The organism is Parashewanella curva (assembly GCF_003675895.1).
GTDB lineage: Bacteria > Pseudomonadota > Gammaproteobacteria > Enterobacterales > Shewanellaceae > Parashewanella > Parashewanella curva.
In genome coordinates this window covers 1-20,481 of sequence record NZ_ML014820.1, presented here as the reverse complement: position 1 = coordinate 20,481, position 20,481 = coordinate 1, and the positions used below count along the sequence as shown (strand labels likewise).

Sequence of the window (20,481 nt, the reverse complement as noted above, 5' to 3'; positions counted from 1 at the left end):
TCGATAAGGAGGTGATCCAGCCCCAGGTTCCCCTAGGGCTACCTTGTTACGACTTCACCCCAGTCATGAACCACACCGTGGTAAACGTCCTCCCGAAGGTTAGACTATCTACTTCTGGTGCAGCCCACTCCCATGGTGTGACGGGCGGTGTGTACAAGGCCCGGGAACGTATTCACCGCGGCATTCTGATCCGCGATTACTAGCGATTCCGACTTCATGGAGTCGAGTTGCAGACTCCAATCCGGACTACGAGCACCTTTCTGAGATTAGCTCCACCTCGCGGCTTCGCAACCCTCTGTAATGCCCATTGTAGCACGTGTGTAGCCCTACTCGTAAGGGCCATGATGACTTGACGTCGTCCCCACCTTCCTCCGGTTTATCACCGGCAGTCTCCCTAAAGTTCCCACCCGAAGTGCTGGCAAATAAGGATAAGGGTTGCGCTCGTTGCGGGACTTAACCCAACATTTCACAACACGAGCTGACGACAGCCATGCAGCACCTGTCTCTCAGTTCCCGAAGGCACTAAGGCATCTCTGCCAAATTCTGAGGATGTCAAGAGTAGGTAAGGTTCTTCGCGTTGCATCGAATTAAACCACATGCTCCACCGCTTGTGCGGGCCCCCGTCAATTCATTTGAGTTTTAACCTTGCGGCCGTACTCCCCAGGCGGTCTACTTAATGCGTTAGCTTGAGAACCCAGTCTTCAAGAGACCAAATTCCGAGTAGACATCGTTTACGGCGTGGACTACCAGGGTATCTAATCCTGTTTGCTCCCCACGCTTTCGTGCCTGAGCGTCAGTCTTTGTCCAGGGGGCCGCCTTCGCCACCGGTATTCCTTCAGATCTCTACGCATTTCACCGCTACACCTGAAATTCTACCCCCCTCTACAAGACTCTAGTTTGCCAGTTTCAAATGCGATTCCCAGGTTGAGCCCGGGGCTTTCACATCTGACTTAGCAAACCGCCTGCGCACGCTTTACGCCCAGTAATTCCGATTAACGCTCGCACCCTCCGTATTACCGCGGCTGCTGGCACGGAGTTAGCCGGTGCTTCTTCTGCGAGTAACGTCACAGTGAGCAGGTATTAACTACTCACCTTTCCTCCTCGCTGAAAGTGCTTTACAACCCTAGGGCCTTCTTCACACACGCGGCATGGCTGCATCAGGGTTCCCCCCATTGTGCAATATTCCCCACTGCTGCCTCCCGTAGGAGTCTGGGCCGTGTCTCAGTCCCAGTGTGGCTGATCATCCTCTCAGAACAGCTAGGGATCGTCGCCTAGGTGAGCCATTACCTCACCTACTAGCTAATCCCACCTGGGCTTATCCAATTGCGAGAAGTCCGAAGAGCCTCCCCTTTTCCCCGTAGGGTTTATGCGGTATTAGCCATCGTTTCCAATGGTTATCCCCCACAACTGGGCAAATTCCCAGGCATTACTCACCCGTCCGCCGCTCGACGCCGAGGTGCAAGCACCTCTCGTTTCCGCTCGACTTGCATGTGTTAGGCCTGCCGCCAGCGTTCAATCTGAGCCATGATCAAACTCTTCAATTAAAAGTTTAATTTGTGAAAGCTTTCGCTTTCAACTCAATGAATTCTGTCGATTCCTTGTTTTCAGAATTTCTTAGCAAAGAGCTAAAAAATCTAAAAGCAAAAAATTTGCATGTCTGAAATCAGTCTTACCTAAGTAAGTTTGATTTCTATCTATGCGGACTCTTCATTGATAGAATTTTTGCTAGCATCCTAAGATGATAACTGGATGTTTCTATCCCTGTGAGTGTCCACACAGATTTGCTTGATACTTATTTTTAAAGAACAAAACCAAGTCCTTATAGACTTGATTGCTGACTCATCGTGTCAGTGGTTGCGCATTATATGGAGCTTAGAATTTTGCGCAAGTGGTTTTTGAAAGAAAAATACGATTTTCGCTCCAAGCGTTCACAAAACACTCAAAAGCCGCATTTTTAGCTGAAATTTGTTCAAATATTGTCTTTTAACCACTGTGGAAGTTCAGCAATGCTCTCAATAAGCGCTGAAGCTTCACTTGTATCTGCGATGACTTTTCCAGTTTTAACCAAAAGTCTGGTATTAACTCCAGCATTCTTTGCGGCAAGCATGTCATCATGCTTATCACCAACCATGATGGAGTTTTCTAGATCAATTTTTAAAAATCGTGCAGCAGAAATTAGCATGCCAGGTTTAGGCTTACGACATTCACAATCTGTTTTATATTCTCCTAATCCCTTTTCTGGATGATGTGGACAGTAATAGATACCATCGAGTTCTACGCCTTTATCTACAAAGTTCCAGTCCATCCATTCTGTTAAAGCATGAAAGTCATCTTCAGAATACATTCCTCGGGCGATACCTGATTGATTAGTTACTACAACTAATTTATAACCCATTTGTTTTAATTCTTTACATGCATCAAAAACGCCTTCAATGTATTCAAAGTCATCGACTTTATGTACGTATCCATGATCAAGGTTAATAACACCATCACGATCTAAAAAAACGGCTTTATTCAAGCTTTACTCCAACAACACTTATATTCTTAATTAGAAATATTATCCCATTGTGTGATTGTAAATGCACTGTGTTCTTTACCATTGATATGCATATTGTATCCAACTATAGTGATTCAACTTGGGAAAAGGACTTATGAAATGGATACTATTTATAAATATCGTCGTGATCGATTACTGAAAGAGCTACCTGCAAATTCTTTAGTGATATTGGTCGGTTATCAGCAAAAGGTCAGAAGTAAAAACATTAAATACCATTTCAGACAAGAAAATGACTTTTTCTACCTAACAGGCTTTAGCGAACCCAATGCTTACGCACTTATTAAAAAAGTTGACAATGACAGTGTATATTCTCTTTTTTGTCAGGCTAAAGATGCAGAATTAGAAACCAGCTTTGGTTCTCGAGCAGGAATTGATGGTGCACTTACAGACTTTTGTGCAGACAGAGCTTTTAATATTGATCAATTTGAAGAACAACTGCTAAAAGCCTTAGATAAAGTTGAAAATGTTTTTATTTCTGATGAGTCATTCATTATTTTTCATCAAGTTATCAAGTGGGTAAACCAACAGCGCCATAGTGCTAAGTTTGATGTTATTAAGCAGTACAGAAGTGTGCAGCCTTTAGCTAAACATCTTCATCAGCATCGATTAATTAAAAGCCCTCTTGAAATTGACTGCATCAAAAAAGCCATTTCAGCTTCTATCGATGGTCATTGTGCTGTAATGCAATGTTGTCCTTTTGTAGAAAATGAATCTCAGCTTGCTGCCCTTTTTATGCAAGCAATCGCAAAGCATGGTTGCACCGAAGTTGCTTATCCAAGTATTGTTGCCAGTGGTGATAATGCTATGTGCCTTCATTATGAAGAAAATAACTCGATACTCGATGAAAATCGCATGCTACTCATTGATGCAGGCGCTGAATACCAGATGTATGCGTCGGATATTACCCGTAGCTACCCTATATCAGGCACTTTCACTAAAGCTCAAAAACAAATCTATGAATTAGTGTTACTAGCATTAGATTCTGCTATAGAAAAAGTCACTCCGGGTTTAGTTTGGAATGAACTTTACGAAACTTGTATGACGGTATTAGCAAAAGGTCTCATTGAATTAGGCTTATTAAAAGGTGAGTTTAATGACGTAATGAAGACAGAAGCATACAAACGCTTTACTGTTCATAAAACAGGCCATTGGTTAGGGATGGATGTACACGATGTGGGTTCATATCATGATAGTGACGGCAACTGGATAACGCTTGCACCTAATATGGTATTTACTATCGAACCGGGAATTTACATTCCATCCAACGCAACAGATGTTCCAGCAGAATACCGAGGTATCGCCATCAGAATTGAAGATGATATTTTAGTAACCGAATCTGGCTACGAGAACCTGTCATCTGCAATTCCAAGAACGATCGAAGACATCGAAGCAATGATGAAATCAGGATCACATATCAGCCATTTGCCAGTAGTTTAATCGCTTTTTAGGATCAGAAATAATTTGCGGGCATTTATCTTTATAGGCAGCCATTAACTCACTTAAGTTTTGTTTGTCTGGCAATACACTTAGTAGTGTTGATTTTGCAACATCGAACTTATCAATAGCATGGCTATCGTATTTGTTTGCGAGCCCAAACGCGATTTTATACTGAGCCTGCAATTTTTCAGCGACACCCTTCATCCTAGGAGCTTTCATATCACTCAATATGCCACTACTAATTTGATAATAAGCAGCACATTGAACTAATTCGTTTACAAGCTGGGACTCTGGAGATTTTGCAAAGCTTATTGTAGGGCACAATAAGCTGATTAAGATAACAGTTCTGAAAATACGCATAAATCAGCAACGCTATTATGAAAATTTCATCATACCACAAGGTGGAAAGATAAAAACTCTTGCTCCTGAACGAAACCATAATTGCGATACAATTTCTGGGCTAGCATGTTTTCTTGATGGGTCGCTAATACTAATCTATTCACACCTTGGTCTTGAGCAAAGGCAATACAACGTTCAATTAATTTCCCACCAACTCCAACACAACGCGCATGCTGGCTAACGTATAAGTCATTTAAAATATAGATGGGTTTCATTTTTACAGAAGAAAAGCTCGGATATAACTGAACAAAACCAAGCCCCATTCCGTTACTGTCAGAAGCAAGAAAGATCACTGAACTGTTGTCGGTGATCCTTTGCTGGATAAACTCATGTGCTGAGTTTAAATCGGATGGCTGATGATAAAATTGTCGATACTCATCAAATAGCTTAACAACTTGCTTTATTTCAGTTTGTGTAGCTTGAGCGATCGTACAATCCATTATCAGTTCTCCTTGTTATTCAGGGATCTTTATCCTAAAAAATATCGTATATAAGACAGGCAAAATTATCAATGTTAATACCGACGCAAACCCTAAGCCAAATATAATCGTTACGGCCATTGAGCCGAAGAATGCATCATTTAACAAAGGCAGCATTCCTAGCATAGTCGTAAGCGCCGCCATGAGTACCGGCCTTACCCTACTGACAGCAGAATCCATAACGGCATAGTAAGCATTTTTTCCACTTTCCAGCTCAATATTAATTTGATCTACGAGTACGATTCCGTTTTTGATCACCATACCAGTTAAGCTCAATAAACCGAGCAAAGCCATAAAGCTAAACGGTGCGTCGAATAATAATAGACCGGCTACAATACCAATTAATGACAATGGAACTGTTAACCAAATCACCAGCGGTTGTCTGACTGAATTAAAGAGTAATACCGTGATCAAAAACATCACTAAATAGCCCATTGGTATTGAGCTAAATACTGCGGCTTGCGCATCACCTGCCGTTTCATACTCTCCGCCCCACTCTAACTTATAGCCATGTGGTAACGGAATCGCTTCTACTTGCGTTCTAATTTTACGGAATACCGAGTCTGCAGTTTCACCTGAGCCCACTCTAGGATCAGCCATAACCGAAATCATACGTTTTCGGTCTTGGCGAATGATTAAAGGATTTTCCCATACCGATTTAAACTCTGTGACTACTTGAGTTAACGGCACATAGCTATTGGTCTTTTGGTTCCAAATTTGTACTTTAGATACGCTATCGATATCTTTTCTATCTTCGTCTGAACCTCGAGCGATAACAGGGTAAATATGACTTGTGTCTCTAAAGCTTCCAATGACTCGACCGCTAAAATGTGTAAGAAGCGCATTATCAATATCTTCTTTGGTGATCCCCAACTCATGTGACTGAGCGTTAGCTATTTGTGGACGAACAATTCTGACTTGATTACGCCAATTGTGCCTCACATTATCCGCCGTAGGCTCGTTTCGTAGAACAACTTCGGCTTTCGCAGCTAAAGAGCGAAGCACTTCTGGATTATCACCATAAAATTTAGCTTCAATTTTTGCGGCAGGCGATGGGCCATTTTCTAGATTCTTCAGTCTAAATTGGGCTTCTGGATAATGTGATCTTAGATATTGCTCTAGTTTAGGCATAAAAGCATATAACTGAGGTAAACCTTTCATTTCAACAATCAGCTGCGAATAAGCGGCATAACCTTTTTCTGGAACATAAGGCAATACAAATCGTTGCGCCCCTTGGCCGATAACAGAAGTTAAGTTAACTAATCCATCATCGTGCTTAGCTTCTTTTGCTAATAAGTCTTTTTCTAATTTAGAAATAAAAGCTTCATTAGCTTTAACATCTGTTCCCTCTGGCAACCAAACATCTACAAAGAAAATAGGCGTATTTGATGCTGGAAAGAAAACATTTTTGATATAGCCGAAACCAGATACAGCACCAAATAAGGCTGCAACGACTAGTACAATCGTCAACGTACGATGGTGAATGGCTTTGCCTAATACAAATCGATATATCGTAAATACTATTCCCTTATATGGATCTTGCTCTTCTCCCTCAACCTTAACCCCGTCTTTAAATGCAACATTACAAAAGAAAGGCACCAAGGTCATTGCAGTGATCCAACTGATGAACAGAGAGATGCATAATACATAAAACAATGAACGACAAAATTCGCCAGCCGCGTTTTCTGCTAAGCCAATGGGTGCAAAAGCGATAATTGCGATAACCGTAGCCCCTAATAAAGGCCATTGGGTTTGGGTAACAATTCCTTTTGCAGCTTCTAAACGAGTTTGCCCACGTTTTAAGCCAATGATTATTCCCTCGGTGATAACAATGGCGTTATCCACCAGCATACCCAAGGCTATAATAAGCGCACCTAACGAAATGATCTGCAACTGAATATCCATGACTTTCATGACGATGAAAGTGCCTAAGATAGTCAGTAGCAAAATAAGCCCCATCAGGATTCCCGATCTTACTCCCATGAATATTAGTAAAACGGCTATAACAATAGCGACTGATTCAGCAAGATTAATAACAAACCCTGTTACTGTCTTTTCAACGACTGTCGATTGATCGTAGATTTTATGTAACTTCATTCCCACTGGTTGTCGATCTTTAAGCTCAACAATTCGAGCTTTAACGGCTTTCCCCACATCAACGACATTCACACCAGATGCAAATGCGATCCCCACAGATAACGCATTTTCACCTTGGTTGTGATAAAGCACACGTGGTGTTTCTGAATAGTCTTTATAAACCTTGGCTATGTCTTTTAGATAAACCAATTTTTTGCTGCTAGGAGGGCTAACTAGTAGATTTTCAAGATCAGTAATATCTTTAAATTCACCAGTAGGATGGATGCGAATACGTTGTGTCCCCAAAAGGACACTACCTGCATTAGATACAACATTCTGTTTAGCAATCGCACGGTAAAGTAAATCTTGATTGAGGTTTAGGCTTTTGAGCTTTTGTTGTGAGATTTCAACCACAATTTGCTGCGGTGTATTTCCTACTACAGAAACTTTTTTCACACCTTTAACTAGCACAAGTTCACGACGAAGAAAGTCAGCATAATTTCTCATTTCACGAGCGCTATAACCATCACCAGTAAGGTTATAAAGCAGACCAAAAACATCACCAAAATAGTCAATGACTTGTGGCTCATAAGCCCCCATCGGTAATTGACCTTTCAAGTCATGAACTTTTCGTCTTACTTCATCCCATACCTGAGGGAGCTTATCTTTGTCATAAGAGTCATAAACTTCAATTTCAATTTGCGACAAACCAGCACTATTGATGGATTTTACTTTCTTCACCGCATCCATTTGTTGAAGCGCATCTTCGATCGGAAGCGTGACTTCTTCTTCCACTTGCTCCGGCGATGCACCAGGGTACGCAGTATTAACGAGTGCTTGTTTAATGGTGAACTCAGGAAATTCAAGTTGCCCAAGCCCTGTAAATGAAATCACGCCACCAACGAGCAGAATCAGAGCAAACATCCATGAGATGACTTTATTGTTTATCGAATATTCCGCGATATTCATTTGCTAAACCCCTCTTTCCCACTTTAACGGCTTAACATTTTGTCCATCAGTTAACTCATTAACGCCAGCTGTCACAATTTGTTCGTTTGCAGAAACGCCGCTAATGACTTCAATCCCATTTTCTTTGATATTACCAAGTACTACTTTTCTGAGATTTACTTTTCCATCAGCAAACACCCAAACAGAACTGTGCCCTGACTCGTCGCTTTTTAATACAGAAGTAAGTGGAATAATAGGATGTATTTTGTTAGCTTGATCTGATGGCAATTCAAAAGTAATTTCCGCCGTCATCCCCGGTAAAAGCGTTACATGTTTAGGTTGCGTCATGCTGTAAACCACTTCATAACTCTGAGTACCTGTTGTAACTTGAGTAGCAAACTCTTTTAAAGAAACGGGAAAAGATTTGCCAGAAAAATGCGCTGTTGCTTTTATGGATTTATAACGCTCATTGCTGATGTAGTTTGCAACAATCAGCTCAGGAATTTGCACAGCTAAATCTACGGTATCATTTTTTTGCAAGGTCAATATGGCTTGATTGGCACCAACCACCTGAAAGTTATGGACGTTGACCTTAGCAACAATTCCATCAAAAGGTGCGTATAAATTTGTGTAGCTGAGTTGATCTTTAGCTGAGGCCAGTGCTGCTTTAGCCGATTTTAATTTCGCTTGAGCCGCATCAAATTCGGCTTTAGAGATAAGTTTTTTGGTAAGTAGCTTTTGTTTACGCTTAAAATCTAAAGATGTGAGCTCATAATCGGCTTCACGATTTTTAAGGTTATTTTTGGCATCTTTGGGCTCAAGCTTTGCTAGCAATTGCCCTTGCTTTACTTTCATACCTTGAAAAGGTGGTCTCTGCTCAAGGACACCTGAAATACGAAAAGATAAATCAGCCTCTAAATTTGCGGTTACCTTGGCAGGAAAACTTCGCTGAGTTAACTGCATTGAGCTAGGAATGGTAAATAGCTTTACAGGTTGCACAATGTTTTGTTCTACAGCTGTTTTTTCATCGTCACCACAGGCCGTTAGCCATAAGGCCGCTGTAATTAATAACACCGCGTTAATTGATGATTTCATAATAGAAAGTCCGATTTATACTTTGAGCGATAAGTATACTCAAAGCTCTTGTTGCAAAGAATGAGATATAGTGGGAACATCTGTTGCAATTATTGAAACAAAAATAGAAATTATGAAAACTGAAGATATCTCGCTATTTCATCGAATAGTCGAGTCCGGCGGTATAAACGAAACCGCTAATTTACTTTCAATTCCCAAATCAACCGTAAGCCGACGTCTAAAAGCCTTAGAAGAAGAATTAAACATTAAGCTTTTTCATCGCTCAGGTCGCGAATTGGCTTTAACAACGGCTGGGGGTAATTTTTATCAAGCATCGCTCACAACTTTAAAGGAATTAGAGCAAGTAATTTGTGATCTTAGCCACGAACATGCCCCTTTAACAGGTAATTTGCGAATTCAGGTATTTCCAATCCCAAAGATGCCAACCTTGTTTAATATTGTTTTGGCGTTTATGGAGTTACATCCTCAACTCGATGTCGAGATATTCACCTCTCCTGAACCACTAGACATGATCAAATACAATTTGGATGTGGCATTTCGTATTGATAAGCAAATTGAGAACGCCAACCTTATAGCAAGACCATTGTTTGAATCAAAAATCCATTTTTACGCCAGCCAAGCTTATATTGATGCACATGGTGCGCCTAATGACATTACCGAAATGCCAGAACATAACTTCATTGTTTATCGCTTTTTAGACTCAAGTGCTATCAATGAACTACCTGAAATAGATAATATTGCTGGAGTAAAAATTAAAGGTAACATCCATACCAATAATATTTCTTTTGCGAGGCAAGCCGCCTTAGCAGGAAAAGGGATTGTTTGTTTACCAGAGGAATACGCTAAACAAGATGTCAGCGATGGAAAGCTCATTCGACTTTTATCTGAAGTTAGCTCTTTTACAAGCCAATACAATATTGTTTATCCATCACGTTCATTTTTAAGTCTTTCTGCGAGTAAGTTCATCGACTTTGTTTTACAAGAAATCGATAAACTAAGTATTGAAGAAAAAGAAAGAATTCCAGAGGAAAGACAGTGGCTTTAAACCTAAAAACATCAGCTGGCTACGTTCTCAAGCGTAGAAAAAATGATTGTTAGCAAGGCGTAGCTTGCAGCAAGTAGCTGCTCTACTTGCAAAAGTTACAACGCTGCTAGCGGGCATTTTAGCAAGCTTGTGAGCGTAGAGTGTTTTACCCATTCAGAGAGTGATGAAAATGTTGAAGTTGTAGCTAATTCAGATGGATGTTACCTTATTGAGCGTTCAACTGATGTTTTTAGGTTTAATGACTTCCTCTACCCCATTAAATCCATATACTCTTCTTCATCTGGCAGCATGATATCGCGTATATACCTTAACCCCAGTCCGCTTAACACAGCTTTTGAACCCGGATTATCAGGCCTCACAACCGCCATAATACGATGAACTTTGAGTTTATCGTAACCATAACGATAAATAGCTTGAGCGGCTTCTCTTGCGTATCCATTACCCCAATAGCAAGGTAAATAGGCATAGCCAATTTCAACAAAAGGTAAAAACTCTCGCTTAGTTAGGCCACATAGCCCGATGGCTTCGCCAGTAGAAATAAGGCTGACATGAAATAGACCAAATCCATATTGTTGATAACTGGTCTTTGGCCCATTCATAATATAGGCTCTGGCATGATCCAGTGTTCGAACCTTATTATCACCAATGAATCGAATATAACCAGGCGTATTAACGATACGAAAAATAAACTCTAAATCGGATTCTTCAACCCGTCGAATGGAAAGTCTTTCAGTCGTCAGAAACGCCATAAATACTGCCTTTATATCTCAACCGTCATTCAAGTATGGTTCGGTTATATATATCTCGCAAAGTCAGCACCCGATTTATTGGGTTTAATTGGAGCTTGAACGGCTGGAGTACCGAGATATAAAAAACCAACTATTTGTGAACTCTTATCTATCCCTAACTCAGCTTTAACCGTATCGTCAAAGGCGTAACTTCCCGTTCGCCAAATTCCACCCAAACCTTGAGAAAATGCGGCTTGTTGCATCGCCATCACACTGCAACCTGCCGTTATTGTTTGCTCAACTTCTGGAACTTTAGGGTGTTGTGAATAATTCGCTACAACCGTAATCACCATTGGCGCTCGAAATGGCAATTTAGCCGCCTTTTCAATCATTGCTTCATCAGCACCTTTCACAATTGCGGCTTTCTTGTAAATTTCAGCTAAACGCTTTAATCCATCTTCTTGAGCGATAATGAATTCATAAGGTGAAAGACCTGCATGATCAGGTACTCTAACTGCGGCATCTAAAATAAACTGTAACTGCGCTTCATTGGGTGCTGGAGCAACAAGTCGTGGCGTTGACTGCCGAGTCAATAAAAGTTCTTTTGCATTCAAAATAATACCTATAAACAACTGAATGTTAGTTGAACGTTAATATACTCTATTTTCGCTGTCACAAATACAAAAATACCTGCTCAACATTAGTTGAAAGCAGGTATTAAAATGCGACTTATCTAAAAAATTAATTTACTTTAGGGCAGAATTTTTTGCCAATAAAATAATCAACACTGGTATAGCGACCACCACCCATGACTAAAAGAGCAAACAACATAATGAAATAAGTCATGGCAAACTCAATACCATTGTTTAGGATCACAAAGTTTCCTGAAGAGGTTAACCACTCATAGTTACCATGCTGTTGGAGGATTTCTTTGGCTCGCTCAAGTTTTTCAGCCGCAGCCAGAACTTGATCATGTGCCAACCATGAACTTGGATCAGCAATGGCTAACCAACCATTTTCCCAATGCACACTGAAAGCAGCAACCAGCATAGTAACCATTAAAGGTATCGCTATCACTCTTGTTAATAAACCAATCAGGAGTAGCACACCACCTATCAATTCTGCCGCTACAGCCAACCCAGCCATCACAGCAGGTAATGGTAATCCAAGTCCCCAATCAGGGTTCCCAAACCAAGCAACAGTATCACTAAAGTGAGCATATTTATTATAGCCTGCCTGTATTAATACGGGAGCTAAGTAAATGCGCAACATTAAGGGGGCTAAGCCTTCAATACATTTAATAGAATTTAAAAATTTGTGGTAATAATTAACGATGAACATATGCATTCCTTGTTGTTGAAACAGTCTCGTCTGCATCAAACACCAAAATATTATGGGACTGTATATCCAGACCTTGATAAAGAGACATTTCTTTCATACTGCTAAAGGGAAATATACTCGTGATACCTGAAGATGCAACTTTCAGGGCTTATTCAGCGTTGCATTATTCGAGGCGTGAAAGTGCAGAACTAGCGGGCTAATTTAAGCTTTCACAACAAAGAAGAATCAACGCTAAAAAGCCCACGTAGTACGAGTATTTAGTCAGCTTTTCAGTTATTGCTTTTTTTCATAAGCTATCAAGAATTACTGTTTTAACTCTCATTGCACTCTATACATCATTTGTTCAATCAAAAATGTCTAAAAAATGATACCAAGATAACAAACTTTTCAAAAAAATATGGGTAATTTGATCTATAACCATTTACCACAAAATTAACTGTGGTAGCATCGAACACAACAAATGGTAAGACCAATTAACCAAAACTCTAATCAACTCTTTTTAGAATTTTTTCACCATTAAATAATGAGTTTTGGGCAAAAGAATTCATAATTTTGATAGGCATTTAGACTATCAGACATTTTTAACGATAAAGCTTATAGGTAGATGTATGACAACCGAAAAAACTGAGCTATTTCAAAAAGCATGGGAAGGTTTCTCAAGTGGCGACTGGAAGTCAGAAGTTAACGTTCGTGACTTCATTCAAGCCAACTATAACCCGTATGAAGGCGATGAAAGCTTTCTAGCTGGCGCGACAGAAGCAACTTCAGCACTTTGGGCTAAAGTGATGGAAGGTATCAGTGAAGAAAACCGCACTCATGCGCCTCTCGATTTCGACACTGATAAAGTATCAACCATCACCTCACACGATGCAGGCTACATTAACAAAGATCTTGAAACCATTGTTGGTTTACAAACTGACGAACCTTTGAAGCGTGCGATTCTTCCTAACGGTGGTATCCGTATGGTTGAAGGCTCTTGCAAAGCTTACGATAAAGAATTAGACCCAACCATCAAGTATGTGTATTCAGAGCTGCGTAAGACTCACAACCAAGGTGTGTTTGACGTTTATACTCCTGAAATCTTAGCTTGTCGTAAATCTGGTGTTCTTACTGGTTTACCAGATGCTTATGGTCGTGGTCGTATCATCGGTGACTACCGTCGTATCGCACTTTACGGTATCGATTACTTGATGAAAGACAAGTACGCTCAGTTCCAATCTTTACAAGCTCAATTCGAGTCAGGTGAAGATGTTGCAAGCGTAATGAACTTGCGTGAAGAAATCGCAGAGCAACATCGTGCTCTAGGCCAAATGAAAGAAATGGCTGCGAAGTATGGCTGTGATATTTCAAGACCAGCTGTTACAGCTAAAGAAGCTATCCAATGGACTTATTTTGGCTACCTAGCCGCGGTTAAAAGCCAAAATGGTGCGGCAATGTCTTTAGGCCGTACTTCAAGCTTCTTAGACATCTACATTGAACGTGACTTGAACAACGGGGTTATCACTGAGCAAGAAGCTCAAGAAATGATTGACCACATGGTTATGAAGCTTCGTATGGTTCGCTTCTTACGTACTCCAGAATACGATGAATTGTTCTCGGGCGATCCAATCTGGGCAACTGAATCTGTTGCGGGTATGGGCTTAGATGGCCGTACTTTAGTAACCAAAAACAGCTTCCGTTTCTTAAATACCTTATACACTATGGGCCCAAGCCCTGAGCCAAACATCACAGTATTGTGGTCAGAAGCACTGCCTCAAGCGTTCAAAGAATACTGCGCTAAAGTTTCCATCGACACTAGTTCAATCCAGTACGAAAATGACGACTTAATGCGTCCTGATTTTGAATCTGACGATTATGCAATCGCTTGCTGTGTAAGTCCTATGGTGGTTGGTAAGCACATGCAGTTCTTCGGTGCTCGTGCCAACTTAGCAAAAACCATGCTTTACGCCATCAATGGCGGTATTGATGAAAAATCAAAAGCACAAGTTGGTCCTAAAGCAGCGCCAATGACTGACGAAGTATTAGACTTCGACAAAGTAATGACTAACTTAGATAGTCTAATGGACTGGCTGGCAACTCAATACGTGACGGCTTTGAATGCAATTCACTTTATGCACGACAAGTACAGCTACGAAGCTGCGTTAATGGCACTGCATGATCGTGATGTGCGTCGAACTATGGCATGCGGTATTGCAGGCCTATCTATCGCTGCTGATAGTTTGTCTGCAATTAAGTACGCTAAAGTAAAGCCTATCCGCGATGAAGACGGTATTGCTGTTGATTTTGAAATTGAAGGTGAATATCCGAAATTCGGTAATAATGATGCACGTGTTGATGATATTGCTTGTGATCTGGTTGAACGCTTTATGTCTAAGATCCGTAATAAGAAAATGTACCGCGACGCAATCCCAACGCAGTCGATCTTAACCATCACTTCTAACGTTGTTTATGGTAAGAAAACAGGTAATACTCCTGATGGTCGTGAAGCAGGCGCTCCTTTTGCTCCTGGTGCAAACCCAATGCATGGTCGTGATGAAAAGGGTGCAGTTGCTTCATTAACGTCTGTTGCTAAATTGCCATTTTCTCACGCTCAAGACGGGATTTCTTACACCTTCTCTATCGTACCTAACGCACTAGGTAAAGATGAGACAGGTCGCCGTAAGAACCTAGCGGCGCTAATGGACGGTTACTTTAATCACAAAGAAGGACATGAAGGTGGTCAACACCTGAACGTCAATGTTCTAAACCGTGAAATGCTTGAAGATGCAGTGGTTAACCCTGATAAGTATCCTCAGCTAACCATTCGCGTATCTGGTTATGCTGTTCGCTTTAATGCACTAACACCAGAGCAACAACAAGATGTAATTACTCGTACTTTCACTAGTAACTTGTAATATGATTACTGGCCGGCAGCATCTGTCGGCCTTTTAGTGTTTTTTGAAATGCTGTAACTAAATCAAAATATAAAAAGCTATTCCAAAAAACATTCAGTTTATAGGACTTTTTAATGGCAACTACAGGTCATATTCATTCAGTGGAGTCTTTTGGTACTGTTGATGGACCAGGCATACGTTTTATCACCTTTCTTCAAGGTTGCTTGATGCGATGTCAATATTGTCATAATCGCGATACATGGGATCTCGATGGTGGTAAAGATATTGAAGTTGAAGAACTGATGGAGCAAGTCCTTAGCTATCGCTCTTTTCTTGATGCCAGTAATGGTGGCGTTACCGCCAGTGGTGGTGAAGCCATATTGCAGCCTGAATTTGTCGCAGAATGGTTTGCCGCTTGTAAAAAAGAAGGCATCCATACTTGTCTTGATACCAATGGTTTTGTTCGTAAGTACACCAAAGCTATTGATGATATGTTGGATAATACTGATTTAGTCATGCTCGATATCAAGCAAATGGATGATGACAAGCACATTTTGCTAACTAAAGTAAGCAATCATAGAACACTTCAATTCGCTGAGTATCTTGCAAAACGCCAGCAGCCAACATGGGTAAGATATGTGGTTGTCGGTGGCTATACTGATGATATTGAATCTGCACAAAAACTGGCTGATTTTATCAAGCCAATGAAAAACGTAGAAAAGGTGGAGTTGCTTCCGTACCATGAGTTAGGTAAACACAAATGGGAAGCATTAGGAGATCACTACCAACTAGATGCTATCTCCCCACCATCCAAAGAAACCATGGAAGAAGTAAAAAAAGTGTTTATTGATATGGGAATTAATGCTGTTTATTAGTGCAGAAGGAAGAGTATTAAAGCTCTTCCCAATAGCTATTATCGAGCTGTTCGAACGCAACTTTTAATAAAACGGCCATATCAAAGTAGCACGCTTTCGAAGTTAAAGGTTTGCATTCAACACCAGCCGCTGAAATTTTTTCAGAAAGCTTTTGCCCCCAACTAAACAGAGACAAAGGCAAAGGATGTTTAGCTCGCCAACCTAACCAAATTAACCCTTGAATTGGAAGGCTTAAAAAGAACAAAGAATAGATTATCGCTTGCGGAAGTGCGTCCCAACCAACGATATACAGTTGAGTAGCACTGACCAAAACAGCAATTAAAGGCATTGAAAAAATAGCAATTTGTGTTGCTTTAACAACACGATATTCAGGAAAAAAATAACCGAGTTGTTTAACCATTGGCCAAGTTTTCATATAACGATAGCCATCACGTAATTTTGTAAAAAATTTCACGGTTAAAACACTCTCCCAAAAAAGACTACTCTACTGAGCATAGCATAGGTGCGCCCTGCTCTGTAAGCTGTCTTAAAACGATTTAATCAATGGGTGAATTATGTGCAATTCGCCGTTAACTATTTTAATTAGCTATATACATAAGGTTTAACCATGTCCAGTCAACTCGTATTAGTCCTAAATTGTGGTAGTTCATCACTGAAATTTGCAGTTATGGATGCCCAAACTGGTGATGACAAAATTTCAGGTTTAGCCGAATGTTTTGGTCTGGAAGACTCTCGCATAAAATGGAAATCACAGGGCGAAAAACATCAAGCAAATTTAGGTGCATTTACCGCACACCGTGAAGCTATCGAGTTCATCGTTAATGATATTCTTGGTAAGCAACCTGAGCTTGCGCAGCAAATTCAAGCTATCGGTCACCGTATTGTTCATGGTGGTGAGAAATTCACTCACTCAGTGATCATTGATGATCAAGTGCTAAAAGGTATCGAAGAATGTGTATCTCTAGCACCACTTCACAACCCTGCTCACTTGATCGGAATTCGTGCAGCACAAGCGTCATTCCCTAGCCTTCCTCAAGTTGCTGTATTCGATACCGCATTCCACCAAACAATGCCTGAAGAAGCCTTTATCTATGCGCTGCCTTACAAGCTATATCGTGAACATGCAGTACGTCGTTATGGCATGCACGGAACCAGCCACCTTTTTGTGAGCCGTGAAGCAGCAAAAGCGCTAGGTAAAGAGCTAACCGACACCAATGTTATCTGTGCACACCTTGGTAATGGTGCATCTGTAACAGCAGTGAAAGGCGGTAAGAGTGTCGATACTTCAATGGGCTTAACACCACTTGAAGGCTTGGTAATGGGTACTCGTTGTGGCGATTTAGATCCATCTATCATCTACCACTTGGTGAACCAATTAGGCTATACCCTTGAAGAAGTAAACAATCTACTGAATAAACAAAGTGGTTTACTGGGTATTTCAGAACTAACTAATGACTGCCGTGGTATCGAAGATGGTTATGCCGAAGGTCATAAAGGCGCAACGCTTGCTTTAGAAATTTTCTGCTACCGCCTAGCCAAGTACATTGCCTCATACACAGTACCCTTGGGTCGCTTAGATGCCATCGTATTTACAGGCGGCATTGGTGAAAATTCATCTTTAATCCGCGAAAAAGTGCTTAACTTATTATCAATCTTCAACTTCACAGTTGATGATGATCGAAATCAAGCTGCGCGCTTTGGCAATGAAGGTATCATTACCGCCGAAACCAGCCCAGTTGCTATGGTTATCCCAACGAACGAAGAGTGGGTAATTGCTCAAGACTCTATGAAACTGGTGAAATAATCGAATTAAAAAGCACGGCAGAAGTACCTGTCGATAAGTTCTTTGAAAATTATTGTGTTCAGGTTTAGTGCTATACAAGGCGCAATGAAGGGCGCATAGCCGTAGCTATGTAACCGAAATTGCAACGATGTAGAGTGCTGAAACTGAGCACTAGAAAATCTGAAGAAACTTATGGTCAGGTACTTTATCGCAGTGCTTTGTCATTAGAGGTAACTATGACACGCAAAATCATGCTGGTTCCTATGGGAACCAATGTAGGCTTAACTTCAGTTAGCCTTGGTATGGTGCGCTCTCTCGAGCAGCACGGGGTAAAAGTTCAGTTTTTTAAACCTATTGCACAACTGAGGCCAAACGATCATGGTTCTGAACGCTCTACCACAATTTTAAGCACATCTCCTACAGTAAACCCACTTGAACCATTCAATATGGCTCACGCTGAAGAGCTTATTCGAGAAGAAAATTTAGATGTACTATTGGAGCAAGTTATTGCTCGCGCCGATTCATGCGCACATAACACTGAAATTCTGGTCATCGAAGGTTTAGTGCTAACTCGCCAACATCAGTTCGCTGATGAGATTAACATTAAAATTGCCAAAGCATTAGATGCAGATATCATCTTTGTGGGTACTCCTGGCAATGATTCACCAAGTGAATTTGTCAAGCGTCTTGATATTACTCATAAGCATTGGGGAGGCAAAAAGAATAAACGTTTGGTTGGTGCTATCGTCAACAAAGTCAATGCTCCGGTAGATGAAGACGGTCGAACCAGACCAGACCTATCTGAAGTATTTGATCCTGACAATTCAGAACCCGTTGTACAAGATTACATTTTACCTAAAAAAACACCCGTAAAAGTACTGGGTACTGTGCCATATAATATCGACTTAATGGCGCCTAGAGCTTCAGATCTTGCCAAGCATTTACAAGCCAAAATCTTAAATGCGGGTAATATGAATTCACGTCGATTAAGAAAAGTGACTTTCTGCGCTCGCAGTATTCCTAACATGGTGACACATCTAAAAGCTGATTCACTACTAGTAACTTCAGGTGATAGATCAGATGTGATTGTTTCAGCATGTTTAGCGGCAATGAATGGCGTTAAGATTGGTGCACTACTTCTAACTGGCAGTTATGAACCAGAGCCAGAAGTATTAAAATTATGTCAGCAAGCTTTTGAAACGGGTTTACCTGTATTTTTAACCGATACCAATACTTGGCAGACCTCACTAAATATCCAACGCTTCGACCATGAAGTTCCTGTTGATGATTCCGTTCGTATTGAATCTGTTCAGCAATTCGTTGCTGGACGTATTGATAAAGAATGGGTGAAAAGCATCACCAAAGATTCACAGCGTGAAAACCGTTTATCACCTCCTGCATTCCGCTACAAGCTTACTGAGCTTGCTCGCAAAGCTGGAAAAGCTGTCGTGCTACCAGAGGGAGAAGAACCTAGAACGATTCAAGCGGCAGCCATTTGTGCTGAACGAAATATTGCTCGTTGTGTGCTACTTGGTAATCCAGATGAAATCTATCGAATTGCAGAACAGCAGCAAGTGACTCTGGGTGACAACATCACCATCATCAATCCTGAGGAGGTACGTGAAAAATACGTTGCTCCTATGGTTGAGTTACGTCGTCACAAAGGTCTTACCGAAGTAGTTGCTCGTGAGCAACTAGAAGACAACATGGTATTAGGTACTATGATGCTGGAACAAGGTGAAGTTGACGGTATTGTTTCTGGTGCAGTGAACACTACAGCCAATACCATTCGCCCACCTTTACAGCTAATTAAAACCGCCCCCGGCTCTAGCCTTGTATCATCTATTTTCTTTATGTTGATGCCTGATCAAGTATTGGTTTATGGTGACTGTGCGATTAACCCAGATCCAAATGCAGAGCAACTCGCCGATATCGCCATTCAGTCTGCAGATTCGGCGAAAGCCTTTGGCATTGACCCTAAAGTGGCAATGATCAGTTACTCAACGGGTACTTCAGGCACTGGTTCAGACGTAGAAAAAGTTCGTGAAGCCACTGAAATTGCAAAAGCGAAACGTCCAGACTTAACCATTGACGGACCGCTTCAATACGATGCTGCAGTAATGCCAAACGTGGCGCAATCAAAAGCACCAAACAGCCCTGTTGCAGGTCAAGCAACCGTATTCGTATTCCCAGATTTGAATACGGGTAATACGACTTATAAAGCGGTACAGAGAAGTGCTGATTTAATCAGTATTGGTCCAATGCTTCAAGGTATGCGTAAGCCTGTGAACGATTTATCTCGTGGTGCATTGGTTGACGATATTGTTTACACCATTGCTCTAACTGCTATTCAGGCTACTCAATAGATATTGCTTAATTAAACTGAAGCATGTGCATAAAAGTATTATGCGCATGCTATTTTTCCATAAAACAATCATAAAGCCCATTTCTCATCAACCGTCCGAGATGACAATTTATAGCTCCCATTTGTAGCCATAAATTATCAGGCTAAATGAACTAGATTTCACTGATCAAATTTATCTTCTTTAAACCGCTATAAAACACTCAAACATTTCAAAAATGCTGAATTTTATGAAACCAATTGTGCACTAAATTAATGAGCTGTATATTTCAAGCTTATCTATTAGACGAAAATACAATAAAAAATAACAAAAAATTTATACTTTTAATCAAATATCCGACCAGAGTGACATATAGCTTGTGCTACTAGGGCAAACGGGTCTAAATTAGACACTCAGTTTGCCCACGGTTAAAACCTTCATCAAATAATCTTCATCCCAGCCAGCTTTTAACCGTTTGCTTTTTATTCCAACTTTTGCTGTTT

The 20,481-nt window shown here is 40.8% G+C and carries 15 protein-coding genes and 1 rRNA gene; 6 read left to right on the top strand and 10 right to left on the bottom strand.

Going from position 1 to position 20,481, the window contains the following annotated elements; translation table 11 throughout:
• Positions 1-4: 4 nt before the first annotated feature.
• Positions 5-1,544, bottom strand: a 16S ribosomal RNA gene (locus D5018_RS17245).
• A 425-nt stretch (positions 1,545-1,969) separates the two neighbouring features.
• On the bottom strand, positions 1,970-2,518 hold the full coding sequence (gene gmhB, locus D5018_RS17240) for a D-glycero-beta-D-manno-heptose 1,7-bisphosphate 7-phosphatase (protein ID WP_121840232.1): 549 nt from the start codon (positions 2,516-2,518) through the stop codon (positions 1,970-1,972).
• A gap of 138 nt (positions 2,519-2,656) precedes the next feature.
• On the opposite strand from gmhB, the gene D5018_RS17235 reads away from it, so the two are divergent.
• The gene (locus D5018_RS17235; RefSeq protein WP_121840231.1) at positions 2,657-3,994 is read left to right on the top strand and encodes an aminopeptidase P N-terminal domain-containing protein; all 1,338 of its coding nucleotides are present in this window, start codon (positions 2,657-2,659) and stop codon (positions 3,992-3,994) included.
• On the opposite strand, the gene D5018_RS21575 is transcribed toward D5018_RS17235, so the two are convergent.
• From D5018_RS21575 to D5018_RS17215, 4 genes are all read right to left on the bottom strand, one after another.
• Positions 3,965-4,213: a hypothetical protein gene (locus tag D5018_RS21575; protein WP_133309327.1), complete on the bottom strand. Its 249-nt coding sequence runs from the start codon at positions 4,211-4,213 to the stop codon at positions 3,965-3,967. The two genes, D5018_RS17235 and D5018_RS21575, sit on opposite strands and share 30 nt — an antisense overlap.
• Positions 4,214-4,383: 170 nt before the next feature.
• Positions 4,384-4,833 (bottom strand): GNAT family N-acetyltransferase, encoded by a 450-nt coding sequence (locus D5018_RS17225; RefSeq protein ID WP_121840229.1) that lies wholly within the window; start codon positions 4,831-4,833, stop codon positions 4,384-4,386.
• A gap of 15 nt (positions 4,834-4,848) precedes the next feature.
• A complete protein-coding gene (locus D5018_RS17220; protein ID WP_121840228.1) occupies positions 4,849-7,917 on the bottom strand; it encodes an efflux RND transporter permease subunit in 3,069 nt (1,022 codons plus the stop codon).
• A gap of 3 nt (positions 7,918-7,920) precedes the next feature.
• Positions 7,921-8,991, bottom strand: coding sequence for an efflux RND transporter periplasmic adaptor subunit (locus tag D5018_RS17215; RefSeq protein WP_121840227.1), 1,071 nt, complete (start codon positions 8,989-8,991; stop codon positions 7,921-7,923).
• A gap of 70 nt (positions 8,992-9,061) precedes the next feature.
• Between D5018_RS17215 and D5018_RS17210 the strand changes: the two genes are divergently transcribed.
• Positions 9,062-10,036, top strand: coding sequence for a LysR family transcriptional regulator (locus D5018_RS17210; protein ID WP_121840226.1), 975 nt, complete (start codon positions 9,062-9,064; stop codon positions 10,034-10,036).
• Between the two features lie 248 nt (positions 10,037-10,284).
• On the opposite strand, the gene D5018_RS17205 is transcribed toward D5018_RS17210, so the two are convergent.
• The 3 genes from D5018_RS17205 to D5018_RS17195 form a co-directional block, all read right to left on the bottom strand.
• A complete protein-coding gene (locus D5018_RS17205) occupies positions 10,285-10,785 on the bottom strand; it encodes a GNAT family N-acetyltransferase (RefSeq protein ID WP_121840225.1) in 501 nt (166 codons plus the stop codon).
• Positions 10,786-10,829: 44 nt separating this feature from the next.
• Positions 10,830-11,378, bottom strand: a complete 549-nt coding sequence (locus tag D5018_RS17200) for an NAD(P)H nitroreductase (RefSeq protein WP_121840224.1) — start codon at positions 11,376-11,378, stop codon at positions 10,830-10,832.
• A 127-nt stretch (positions 11,379-11,505) separates the two neighbouring features.
• Positions 11,506-12,105, bottom strand: a complete 600-nt coding sequence (locus tag D5018_RS17195; protein WP_121840223.1) for an HvfX family Cu-binding RiPP maturation protein — start codon at positions 12,103-12,105, stop codon at positions 11,506-11,508.
• Positions 12,106-12,713: 608 nt separating this feature from the next.
• Between D5018_RS17195 and pflB the strand changes: the two genes are divergently transcribed.
• Positions 12,714-14,999 carry a formate C-acetyltransferase gene (gene pflB / locus D5018_RS17190; protein WP_121840222.1) on the top strand — a complete coding sequence of 762 codons (2,286 nt, stop codon included), beginning with the start codon at positions 12,714-12,716 and terminating at the stop codon, positions 14,997-14,999.
• 113 nt (positions 15,000-15,112) lie between these two features.
• Positions 15,113-15,853 (top strand): pyruvate formate lyase 1-activating protein, encoded by a 741-nt coding sequence (gene pflA / locus D5018_RS17185; RefSeq protein ID WP_121840221.1) that lies wholly within the window; start codon positions 15,113-15,115, stop codon positions 15,851-15,853.
• 16 nt (positions 15,854-15,869) lie between these two features.
• Here pflA and yfbV read toward each other — a convergent pair whose 3' ends face one another.
• Positions 15,870-16,307, bottom strand: coding sequence for a terminus macrodomain insulation protein YfbV (gene yfbV, locus D5018_RS17180; RefSeq protein WP_279386889.1), 438 nt, complete (start codon positions 16,305-16,307; stop codon positions 15,870-15,872).
• Positions 16,308-16,460: 153 nt separating this feature from the next.
• Between yfbV and ackA the strand changes: the two genes are divergently transcribed.
• Together ackA and pta are read left to right on the top strand one after the other, a co-directional pair.
• On the top strand, positions 16,461-17,657 hold the full coding sequence (gene ackA / locus D5018_RS17175) for an acetate kinase (RefSeq protein ID WP_121840220.1): 1,197 nt from the start codon (positions 16,461-16,463) through the stop codon (positions 17,655-17,657).
• Between the two features lie 215 nt (positions 17,658-17,872).
• Positions 17,873-20,002, top strand: coding sequence for a phosphate acetyltransferase (pta, locus tag D5018_RS17170; protein WP_121840219.1), 2,130 nt, complete (start codon positions 17,873-17,875; stop codon positions 20,000-20,002).
• Positions 20,003-20,481 lie beyond the last annotated feature (479 nt).

Coding starts and splice junctions, on each gene's coding strand:
- D5018_RS17235 (WP_121840231.1), top strand. CDS start 2,657: ATGGATACTATTTATAAATATCGTCGTGATCGATTACTGAAAGAGCTA.
- D5018_RS21575 (WP_133309327.1), bottom strand. CDS start 4,213: ATGAAAGCTCCTAGGATGAAGGGTGTCGCTGAAAAATTGCAGGCTCAG.
- D5018_RS17225 (WP_121840229.1), bottom strand. CDS start 4,833: ATGGATTGTACGATCGCTCAAGCTACACAAACTGAAATAAAGCAAGTT.
- D5018_RS17220 (WP_121840228.1), bottom strand. CDS start 7,917: ATGAATATCGCGGAATATTCGATAAACAATAAAGTCATCTCATGGATG.
- D5018_RS17215 (WP_121840227.1), bottom strand. CDS start 8,991: ATGAAATCATCAATTAACGCGGTGTTATTAATTACAGCGGCCTTATGG.
- D5018_RS17205 (WP_121840225.1), bottom strand. CDS start 10,785: ATGGCGTTTCTGACGACTGAAAGACTTTCCATTCGACGGGTTGAAGAA.
- D5018_RS17195 (WP_121840223.1), bottom strand. CDS start 12,105: ATGTTCATCGTTAATTATTACCACAAATTTTTAAATTCTATTAAATGT.
- pflB (WP_121840222.1), top strand. CDS start 12,714: ATGACAACCGAAAAAACTGAGCTATTTCAAAAAGCATGGGAAGGTTTC.
- pflA (WP_121840221.1), top strand. CDS start 15,113: ATGGCAACTACAGGTCATATTCATTCAGTGGAGTCTTTTGGTACTGTT.
- ackA (WP_121840220.1), top strand. CDS start 16,461: ATGTCCAGTCAACTCGTATTAGTCCTAAATTGTGGTAGTTCATCACTG.
- pta (WP_121840219.1), top strand. CDS start 17,873: ATGACACGCAAAATCATGCTGGTTCCTATGGGAACCAATGTAGGCTTA.